Genomic DNA, 6658 nt, shown 5'->3' on the forward strand with positions numbered 1-6658 from the left:
GCCTCGCGCGGGTTTCTGGGGCGGCAGCAGTCCTGCCAGCCGCTCCCATTGGGCGTCTGTCAGCTCTCCTCGGCTCATGCCCTCCTAACACCCGGCTCCCCTCGAACTATTTGCGGACACGTCCTAGTGCAGGGGCCCGCCTCCTATTTTGCCTCAAACCGTAACAAGCAAAGTTGCAGTTTCCCGACGGGACCCTGGAATGCTCATGCCCCGCCCCACAAGAAGCAGCGCCTGACCTCCCTCCTCATGTTGACGGCCTTCATCTCGGCGGGCTCGCTCAGCGCCTGTGCCTCCTCTCCCAAACACACCGAAATCACTCCCATGCCGAACACCAAGCGGCAGGTGGTTGAACTCCTCAAGGCCATCGAGACCGGGGAAGGGGCGCCTGTCGCCGTCATCCACCCGGACAAGTACATCCAGCACAACCTGGGGGCCGAGGATGGCCGCGCTGGCTTCGGGGAAGCTCCTCCAGGCGCTCCCCAAGGACTCGGCCCGGGTGAACACGGCGCGAGTGTTCCAGGACGGCGACCTCGTCCTCGCCCATACCGACTACGACTTCTTCGGGCCCAAGGTGGGCTTCGACATCTTCCGCTTCGAGAACGGCATGATCGCCAAGCACTGGGACACGATCGAGACCCTGCCGCCCCAGAGCGAGTGGAAGAACCAGAACGGCAAGTTCTAGCGGCGGGCTGTCCCAATCCAGGGGAGGGCGCCTCTTGCTCCCGGGCGCCTTCTCTTCTCCATCCTGCCTCAAGCTGATTCCGCCTTGGCGGCGATCTGCTCCAACTGACCTGCCGCTGCCGTGAACCGCTGGAGGGCCACCTTCACCTGCTGCCCGTCCTCGGCCGTCAGCGGGCCTGTCACCGCCGCAAGTCCCTCCAGCGTGGTTCCAGCGGACTTCGTCAGGCCCGGCAGGTCCTTTCGCATCAGGGCCGCCACGGCCGAGGCGTCATCCAGGTCAGCACCTCATCCATCGTCTTCGCCAGACGTGAGACATTGGCCGCCAGATTTGCCACCGCCTCCGGGTCCTTCTCCAGCATCTGCGACAGCAGCGTCACGAACTTGGTGAGCTGCTCCGACAGCAGGTCCAGGCGCGGCGCGTCCACGCCTCGCAGGGCCTCGGACTCCGGCAGGGGGCTTCCGCGTTGCCTGGGTTCAACTCCAGATACGGCTCTCCCAGCAGGCCCACCGTTCCCACCGTCACCCGGGCATCCTTGCGCAGCGCACCCCGGGCCGCGGGTTCGACGGACAGGTCCATTCGGACGGGCAGGGGGATTTCCTGCGCTCCGGCAGTGGATGGATGGCATCCACCTTGCCCACCTGCACGCCTCCCAGCTTCACCGGAGCGCCCTGCACCCCGTTGCCCGTGTGCGCGAAATCCACTGCGGGCTTGGAGCCCCGGCCCAGCGTCAGCTCTCCCATCAACCAGCGCAACACCAGCACGCCCACCACCGACGCGAGCACCAGCGCTCCGACCTTCAACTCCAGCCGTTGCTCATCCATCCGTCGCACCCTCCATGAACGGCGCCGTCAGGGTCCGCAGCTCCGGGGCAGGGGCGGCCATCGGGCCCCAGCTGGAGCACGCGCAGGAGCAGGGGTGGCCCGTGCGAGACGCGGCGGGCGTGTACGGCGTCGCCTCCGGCCAGTTCCGAGCGATGTCCCCCCTTCGCGCGCGCTTCTACTCTGCGTGAGCGGTGAAGTGGGTGGGCCTGGGGCATGCCGCGTCCGAGCCCCTGGCCGCCGCAGGCTGTGACACTCCTCCTCGTATGAATCCTCGTAGACCGTGCTTTGACCGGAGCGCCCGCGCGAACGTATGATAGGACATGGAGAATTCGCCGGACTCCGCCAGTCGGGACCAGCCTTCCCCGGTGTCAGCTCCACCCGCCGCACGCCTGCTCTTCCGAGCGGAGGCGCTCGAGCACTACCGCAAGCGACAGCATGAGGTGGCTCTGCCTCGGTTCATCACCGGCGGGTATGCCGGGCTCCTGTGGCTCCTCGCGCTGGTGCTGATGGCGGGTACGGCGGGCGTCGTCTTCGCCCTGCGTGGGCTGTTTCTCTCCCGCTCTTGAAGGTGTGACGCATGGACGCGGCTCCCGGCAGACTGAAGCGCGCCTTGGCCCGGTTCACCGGACTCCTGGCGCGTCGGCGCGTGCCGGTGATGCTCCAGACGACCGGCACCGAGTGCGGCGCCGTCTGCCTTTCCATGGTGCTCGCATACCATGGCCGCAGGACGGAGATTGCCAGGCTGCGCGACCACTTCGGCGCGGGCCGCGACGGCGTCAAGGCCCGTACGATTGTCAGCGTCGCGCGCGAGTACGGCATGCAGGCCCGGGCCTTCTCCGTGGAGGTGCCTCGCTTCGCGGAGCTGCGCCTGCCGGCCATCGTCCACTGGGGTTTCAACCACTATGTGGTGGTGGAGCGCTTCTCGCCCCGCGGGGTGGACATCGTCGACCCGGCCTCAGGGCGGCAGACCATGTCGCTCCAGGAGTTCAGCAAGAGCTTCACGGGCATCGCGCTCACCTTCGAGCCGGGCCTGCACTTCGAGCGGCGGGGCTCGCTGCGCTCCTCCGGACGCGAGCTGCTGCGCTACCTGCTGCGCGCGCCCGGCGTGCGCGGCCTGCTCCTGCAGGTGCTCGCCGCCTCCGTGCTCCTGCAGGTGCTCGGCCTGGCCTTCCCCGTGCTCACCAAGGTGCTGGTGGACCGGGTGCTGCCCGGCCACTTGACGGGCCTCATGCCCCTGTTGGGCGCGGGTCTGGGGCTCGTCGTCCTCTCGCAGTTGGTGATGGGCTACCTGCGCTCCACGCTGCTCCTCTCCCTCCAGGGCCGCTTCGACTCGCAGGTGATGCTCGGGCTCTTCGAGCACCTGCTGCGCCTGCCACTGCGCTTCTTCCAGCAGCGCACCAGTGGGGATTTGCTCACGCGTCTGGGCAGCAGCGCCATCCTCCGGGAGCTGCTCACCCAGCAGACACTCTCCATCGTGCTCGATGGCGGGCTGGTGCTCGTCTACCTGGGCGTGCTGTTCGTCTCCGCGCCCACCTTCGGCTTCGTCGCCCTGGGCGCGGGGCTGGTGCAGGCGGCCATGCTGGTGGCCACCGCGCATCCCCTGCACCTGCTGATGCAGCGCCACCTGGCCGCCCACGCCGAAGCGCAGAGCTTCATCGTCCAGGTCCTCAAGGGCATCGCCACCATCAAGGCCTCCGGCGCCGAGGCGCTCTCTTTCGAGCACTGGTCCAACCTGTTCCTCAAGGACCTGACCGTGACGCTGCGGCGCAGCCACCTGTCCGCGCTCCTGCAGACGGGGCTCTCCGCGCTGCGCGCCTTCACACCGCTGGCGCTGATGTGGCTGGGCGCGCAGTGGGTGATGGAGGGCCGCATGAGCCTGGGAACCATGCTGGCCCTCAACGCCGTCGCGGCGGCATTTCTCGCGCCGCTCGCCTCACTTGTCGCCACTGGCCAGCAGCTGCAGCTCGCCGGCGCGCACATGGGCCGCATCCTCGACCTGGTGGAGGCCGAGCCCGAGGCCGCGCCGCCCGCGGAGACGTCCATGCCCCCGCTCACCGGCCGCATCGAGCTGCGGGGCGTGAGCTTCCGCCACGACGCGCGGGGCCCACTGGTGCTGGAGGGCATCTCCCTGTCCATCCAGGCGGGCCAGAAGGTGGCCATCGTGGGGCGCACCGGCTCCGGCAAGAGCACCCTGGCCATGCTGTTGCTGGGCCTCTACACCCTGTCCGAGGGTGAAATCCTCTTCGACGGCGTCCCGCTGGAGCGCATCAGCCGCGACTGGCTGCGCCGCCAGGTTGGCGTGGTGCTCCAGGAGCCCTTCCTCTTCGCGGCCTCCATCCGCCAGAACATCGCCCTCAATGACCCCACACTGCCGCTGGAGCAGGTCGTGGAGGCCTCGCGTCTGGCCGTCATCGACGAGGACATCCAGCGCATGCCCATGCGCTACGAGACGTGGCTGGGCGAGGGCGGCGGAGGGCTCTCCGGCGGGCAGCGCCAGCGCCTCTCGCTCGCGCGGGCCCTTGTGCACAAGCCCGCGCTGCTCCTGCTGGACGAGGCCACCAGCCACCTGGACACCGCCACCGAGGCCCGGGTGGACGCTCACCTCAGCGGGCTCGCCTGCACGCGCCTCGTCATCGCCCACCGGCTGAGCACCATCCGCAATGCGGACCTCATCCTCGTCATGGACGCTGGCCGCATCGTCGAGCAGGGGACCCATGACGTGCTGCTGGCGCGCGGCGGCCTCTATGCCTCGCTCGTTGGCGGGGACGGGGAGCGGCCCGGCCAGGACCAGCCCCGTCGGACGGCATCCTGAAAAGCAGAAAATTCCACTGTTGGAATCTTTACTCTGGGTGGCAATTCCATTAAGCCTGCTAACTGCTCCCATGTCAGGTCCCTCTGCCTGGAAGCGGGTTGCTGTCTCGCTGTCCCATCTCCGCCGTGAAGAGGTCGCACATGTCGAACAAGGACATCATCGAGTATTGGAAGAACTCGGAGCACCGCCTCAACCTGACCGCCGAGGAGCGCGCCAAGCTGCCCGAGAACCCGGCCGGCCTGGTGGAGCTGACCGACGAGGCCCTCGATGACCTCATCTCCGGTGGCGTCGCCGAAGACGTCGAAGTCAGCTCGTGTGGCTGGGACAGCTGCAACTAGCTGGACGTGCAGTCACGAGCGGGCGGGCGGACCCCGGGTTCTCCCGCCTGTTCTGTTATGAGGAGGTCTCGTGGGCCCCTCCCTGATGGACTACCTCCGGCTCGCCAGGCCCCACCTGTCATTCCGCCTCATCTCTCCCGAGACGTTGGAGCACCTGGAGCAGCTGGCGCGCATGATGCCCGCGGTGTGCGCCTCCGGCTTCGAGTGCCGCCTTGGAGACACCGCGCCCCTGGCCGACTTCGGGGTGCGCTTCCTGCCGGGCGACGGCAGCCGGGCGGTGCTGGCCGGGCGGGAGGACGCGGGCTTCCAGTTTCCCGAGGTGCTGCGCGCCCACCCCGTCTACCAGCGGATGCGCCGTTTCGCGCAGCAGTGGGACACGCCGGGCACGCTGCTGAACGAGGAGATTGAGGACATCTTCTTCGAGTTCGACGTCGCCGGGCCGCTGCCGGAGGTGCCCGTCCCCTCCTTCTTCCTCGACTTCGAAAAGCCGGCCCGCCGCCGCCTGGAGACGATGGAGGAGGCGCTGGCGCTGCTGTGGGGCGAGCCCATGTCCCCCACGGTGCTCGCGCGGGTGAGGGCGTGCGCGGAGGCGCTCCCCGACGGCGCCCGGGTGTTCGCGGTGGGGGCCATGTTCTCGCGGCGCTTTGACGGCGTGCGGCTGTGCTTCCGCGGGCTGCGGCCAGAGGCGATTCCGGATTACCTGGCGCGCGTGGGCTGGCCCGGAGAGCCCGCCGTGCTCGCGGCCCTCATCGCCCAGGTGAGTGACCGCTCCGAGCGCCTGGCCCTGTGCATCGACGTGAGCGCGTCCGTGCTGCCCCGGGTGGGCGTCGAGTGCCAGATGGCGGAGGGCATGGAGGCCGAGACGGAACGCTGGACGCTGCTGCTGGAGCGGCTGGTGGAGCGGGGGCTGTGTCTGCCGGCCAAGCGCGATGCGCTGCTGGACTGGCTCGGGCACACCCACTCCCGCGCCCACCCGGAACTCTTCCCGGAGGCGCTGCTCGCGTTGGGACGCACGCTCGACCCAGAGGCAGTGGCGACCTTCGTGCGCCGCATCAGCCACATCAAGCTCGTCCACACGCCGGGCCAGCCCCCGGAGGCCAAGGCGTACCTGGGTTTCCTGCAGGCCTGGGTGGTCCGAGACGCGGCGAAGAAGAAGTTCTCCTTCGGAGACCTGGGACGGCTGCGGAAGGCCGTCAGAAGGTGATGCATGTCCGCTGACCTGGCGTGGTGGAGAGCGCTCACCCTGGCCGAGCGCGTGGCCGCAGTGCGAGCCCATGCCGGGGATGCGGCGGTGGATGCCGAGCGGGCGGAGCGGCGGCTGCGGCGCTGGCTGGAGCAGAAGTCCTTCCGGGGCAAGGGCAGCTTCGCGCGGCGGCTGGAAGCGGAGGACGTGCGGGAGGCAGAGCTGCTGCGGCTGCTGGGCGAGCCCCTGGAGGCCCTGGCCGCGCGCCATCCCATCCTCCCCCCGTGGGGGGGGCGGGTGCGGGAGGCGCTGGCGGGCCCGGACCTCCCGCCACCCACCGTGCTGGAGGACAGCGCCCAGGGGCAGTCCCTGGCGGGCTTCGCCGCGCTGGCCGGGCCCCTCATGGCCCAGGCGCGGGCCCGGCTGCTCGCGGAGGCGGAGCGGCTGGCGCGGGAGCCCAGCGGCGCGCCGTTCGAGCCGGAGCGGATGGTGGCGCTGTGCGCCGCGAGTCTCCCGGGCCGCCTGCAGGGGGTGCTGAGCCGCACGCTGCTGCTGGAACTCAACGTGGCGCGCCTGCAGGGGCACCTTGAGGGCGAGACGGGCGAGGAGCGCTACCGCAGCTTCGTGCAGCGCCTGTGCCAGCGGGAAGTGGCGGAGGCGCTGCTGCGCGAGTACCCGGTGCTGGCGCGCCAGCTCACGCTCACCGTGAGCGGCTGGGAGGAGGCGCACCTGGAGCTGCTGCGGCGGCTGTGCGAGGACCAGGAGGCGCTGCGCCGTGCGTTCAGCCCCGAGGGGGCGATGGGAGGGGTGGAGGCGCTGGAG

Annotated in this window: 9 protein-coding genes and 1 pseudogene; 7 read left to right on the forward strand and 3 right to left on the reverse strand. The window is 69.8% G+C overall.

Annotated elements, in window-relative coordinates; translation table 11 throughout:
- Positions 1 to 439: 439 nt before the first annotated feature.
- Positions 440 to 682: a nuclear transport factor 2 family protein gene (locus D7W79_RS44620; RefSeq protein ID WP_208729935.1), complete on the forward strand. Its 243-nt coding sequence runs from the start codon at positions 440 to 442 to the stop codon at positions 680 to 682.
- Between the two features lie 68 nt (positions 683 to 750).
- On the opposite strand, the gene D7W79_RS45445 is transcribed toward D7W79_RS44620, so the two are convergent.
- From D7W79_RS45445 to D7W79_RS45455, 3 genes are all read right to left on the reverse strand, one after another.
- Positions 751 to 939 (reverse strand): hypothetical protein, encoded by a 189-nt coding sequence (locus D7W79_RS45445; protein WP_244222168.1) that lies wholly within the window; start codon positions 937 to 939, stop codon positions 751 to 753.
- Positions 927 to 1106: a hypothetical protein gene (locus D7W79_RS45450; RefSeq protein WP_244222169.1), complete on the reverse strand. Its 180-nt coding sequence runs from the start codon at positions 1104 to 1106 to the stop codon at positions 927 to 929. Before D7W79_RS45450 ends, D7W79_RS45445 begins: the two co-directional genes overlap by 13 nt.
- 94 nt (positions 1107 to 1200) lie before the next feature.
- Complete coding sequence (locus D7W79_RS45455) at positions 1201 to 1503, reverse strand: MlaD family protein (RefSeq protein WP_244222170.1); 303 nt, start codon at positions 1501 to 1503, stop codon at positions 1201 to 1203.
- 14 nt (positions 1504 to 1517) lie between these two features.
- Here D7W79_RS45455 and D7W79_RS44625 point away from each other — a divergent pair, with 14 nt between their 5' ends.
- The 6 genes and pseudogenes from D7W79_RS44625 to D7W79_RS36690 form a co-directional block, all read left to right on the forward strand.
- A complete protein-coding gene (locus tag D7W79_RS44625; RefSeq protein ID WP_208729936.1) occupies positions 1518 to 1691 on the forward strand; it encodes a hypothetical protein in 174 nt (57 codons plus the stop codon).
- Positions 1692 to 1868: 177 nt separating this feature from the next.
- On the forward strand, positions 1869 to 2069 hold the full coding sequence (locus tag D7W79_RS36670) for a hypothetical protein (RefSeq protein ID WP_208729937.1): 201 nt from the start codon (positions 1869 to 1871) through the stop codon (positions 2067 to 2069).
- Positions 2070 to 2113: 44 nt separating this feature from the next.
- Positions 2114 to 4315, forward strand: coding sequence for a peptidase domain-containing ABC transporter (locus D7W79_RS36675; RefSeq protein WP_208729938.1), 2202 nt, complete (start codon positions 2114 to 2116; stop codon positions 4313 to 4315).
- Between the two features lie 140 nt (positions 4316 to 4455).
- The gene (locus D7W79_RS36680) at positions 4456 to 4653 is read left to right on the forward strand and encodes a mersacidin/lichenicidin family type 2 lantibiotic (RefSeq protein WP_120529931.1); all 198 of its coding nucleotides are present in this window, start codon (positions 4456 to 4458) and stop codon (positions 4651 to 4653) included.
- Positions 4654 to 4723: 70 nt separating this feature from the next.
- Complete coding sequence (locus tag D7W79_RS36685) at positions 4724 to 5857, forward strand: hypothetical protein (RefSeq protein WP_147442234.1); 1134 nt, start codon at positions 4724 to 4726, stop codon at positions 5855 to 5857.
- Between the two features lie 3 nt (positions 5858 to 5860).
- A pseudogene (locus tag D7W79_RS36690) lies at positions 5861 to 6658 on the forward strand (type 2 lanthipeptide synthetase LanM family protein); the annotation flags it as partial.

This window comes from Corallococcus exercitus, from assembly GCF_003611585.1.
Lineage (GTDB): Bacteria > Myxococcota > Myxococcia > Myxococcales > Myxococcaceae > Corallococcus > Corallococcus exercitus.

Excerpts from the sequence above, each read along its gene's own strand:
- D7W79_RS44620 (WP_208729935.1), top strand. The coding sequence starts at position 440 with ATGGCCGCGCTGGCTTCGGGGAAGCTCCTCCAGGCGCTCCCCAAGGAC.
- D7W79_RS36680 (WP_120529931.1), top strand. The coding sequence starts at position 4,456 with ATGTCGAACAAGGACATCATCGAGTATTGGAAGAACTCGGAGCACCGC.
- D7W79_RS45455 (WP_244222170.1), bottom strand. The coding sequence starts at position 1,503 with ATGGATGAGCAACGGCTGGAGTTGAAGGTCGGAGCGCTGGTGCTCGCG.
- D7W79_RS44625 (WP_208729936.1), top strand. The coding sequence starts at position 1,518 with ATGAACGGCGCCGTCAGGGTCCGCAGCTCCGGGGCAGGGGCGGCCATC.